At 42.8% G+C, this 2,377-nt stretch carries 2 protein-coding genes; one reads left to right on the forward strand and one right to left on the reverse strand.

All coding sequences use genetic code 11. The features are described from left to right. Positions 1-78: 78 nt before the first annotated feature. Positions 79-1,878 carry a translational GTPase TypA gene (gene typA, locus DWZ47_RS30140; protein WP_032844239.1) on the reverse strand — a complete coding sequence of 600 codons (1,800 nt, stop codon included), beginning with the start codon at positions 1,876-1,878 and terminating at the stop codon, positions 79-81. A gap of 155 nt (positions 1,879-2,033) precedes the next feature. On the opposite strand from typA, the gene rpsO reads away from it, so the two are divergent. After that, complete coding sequence (gene rpsO, locus DWZ47_RS30145; RefSeq protein WP_004296393.1) at positions 2,034-2,303, forward strand: 30S ribosomal protein S15; 270 nt, start codon at positions 2,034-2,036, stop codon at positions 2,301-2,303. Positions 2,304-2,377 lie beyond the last annotated feature (74 nt).

Here is a 2,377-nt window from a genome sequence, read left to right on the forward strand (position 1 = left end):
AGTCTGGGCTTTGCGCATAAAAAAAGGCTGTGTCAGCGTTTTGACACAACCTCCTTTTATAATATTATGAAAGAATGGTTAGTTCTTGTTTGCACGTTTACGTTCGATTTCGTCCAAAATCACTTTACGCATACGCATTGCTTTAGGAGTAACTTCTACATATTCATCTTCCTTAATATATTCCAGTGCTTCTTCAAGTGAGAACTGGATAGGTGGAATCAGGCGTACTTTATCATCCGAACCGGAAGCACGCATATTCGTCAACTTCTTCGATTTGGTTACGTTGATAACCAGGTCGTTGTCATGAGAGTGTTCGCCTACTACTTGTCCTGCATAAACTTCGTCCTGCGGGAAGATAAAGAATTTACCGCGATCCTGCAATTTGTCGATGGCATAAGCAAAAGCTGTTCCGCTTTCCATAGCAATCATAGAACCGTTCGTACGACGTTCGATTTCTCCTTTGTGCGGTTGATATTCTTTGAAGCGGTGTGCCATGATGGCTTCGCCGGCAGAGGCAGTCAGTACATTGGTACGCAAACCGATGATACCGCGTGAAGGCATATTGAACTCAAGATTGATACGTTCACCTGTATTTTCCATCTTGACCATTTCACCTTTACGGCGAGTAACCATATCTATAATTTTGCTGGAATATTCTTCCAGTACGTTGATGGTCAGTTCTTCAATCGGCTCGCATTTCACACCGTCGATTTCTCTGAAGATAACCTGCGGCTGACCTACCTGCAATTCATATCCCTCTCGGCGCATTGTTTCAATTAATACAGAAAGGTGGAGTACGCCACGGCCGGAAACAATCCATTTACCGTCTTCTTCACTTTTTCTTACGCGGAGAGCCAGATTCTTGTCGAGCTCCTTCATCAGACGGTCGTGGATATGACGTGAAGTCACAAACTTGCCATCTTTACCGAAGAAAGGAGAATCGTTGATAGCAAACAGCATACTCATGGTCGGTTCGTCGATTGCGATTGGCGGCAATGCTTCCGGATTCTCGAAATCACAAACAGTATCTCCAATTTCGAAACCGTCGATACCTACCAGTGCGCAGATGTCACCGGAAGAAACTTCGTTTGTTTTCACGCGGCCTAAACCTTCGAAAACATGGAGCTCTTTGATTTTGCTCTTGAGCATATCACCGTTACGTTTCGCAAGCGTTATATTCATACCTTCTTTTAATGTACCGCGATGTACGCGGCCTACAGCGATACGACCGGTATAAGAAGAATAATCCAGAGAAGTAATCAACATCTGGGGAGTACCTTCCAATTGTTTGGGTGCCGGAATATTTTCGATGATACAATCCAGTAGCGGAGTAATACTGTCAGTCTGTTGCTTCCAGTCGGTGCTCATCCAGTTGTTCTTGGCGGAACCGTAGATTACGGGGAAGTCCAGTTGGTCCTCCGTTGCATTCAGGCTGAACATCAAATCGAAAACCATTTCGTAAACTTCTTCCGGACGGCAGTTAGGTTTATCTACCTTATTAACTACCACGATAGGTTTCAAACCGATTTCCAGTGCCTTTTGCAGTACGAAACGAGTCTGGGGCATCGGACCTTCAAAGGCGTCTACCAACAGAATACAGCCGTCGGCCATATTCAATACACGTTCTACCTCACCACCGAAGTCGCTGTGTCCCGGAGTATCAATAATATTAATTTTTGTACCGTTGTAATTGATGGATACGTTTTTGGAAAGAATCGTTATACCACGTTCGCGTTCCAAATCGTTGTTATCCAGGATAAGTTCACCACTATTTTGGTTGCTGCGGAATAAATTTCCGGCCAATAGCATCTTGTCAACCAGCGTTGTTTTCCCATGGTCAACATGGGCAATGATTGCAATGTTTCGAATATTTTGCATATAATACCTATTATTTGGCTGCAAAGGTACGAAAATAGGATTAGAAATATGCGCAATGATAGCAATTTTTTCTTGTAAATCGTTGTGTGATATAAAGATAATGCCTATCTTTGCACGCTCAAAAGAATAATTTATCAATTAAAATTCTAAGAATTATGTATTTAGACGCTGCTAAAAAGCAAGAAATCTTCGGAAAGTACGGAAAGTCTAACACTGACACCGGCTCAGCTGAGGCCCAAGTGGCATTGTTTTCCTACCGTATTTCTCACCTGACTGAGCACATGAAGCTCAACAGAAAAGATTATAGTACTGAAAGAGCGTTAACAATGTTGGTAGGTAAGCGTCGTCGCTTACTTGATTACCTGAAAGCAAGAGATATCGAAAGATATCGTGCTATTGTTAAAGAGCTCGGTTTGCGTAAGTAATCTACTTGTCGCGAAAAGATTTAAGAGGTTGTGTCAAAACGCTGACACAGCCTTTTTTATGCGCAAAGCCCAGA

The sequence above is a fragment of the Bacteroides sp. AF32-8BH genome, from assembly GCF_003435205.1.
Classification (GTDB): Bacteria; Bacteroidota; Bacteroidia; order Bacteroidales; family Bacteroidaceae; genus Bacteroides; species Bacteroides ovatus.

Bases quoted from the DNA above. Each gene is read 5' to 3' on its own strand.
- rpsO (WP_004296393.1), top strand. From the start codon at position 2,034: ATGTATTTAGACGCTGCTAAAAAGCAAGAAATCTTCGGAAAGTACGGA.
- typA (WP_032844239.1), bottom strand. From the start codon at position 1,878: ATGCAAAATATTCGAAACATTGCAATCATTGCCCATGTTGACCATGGG.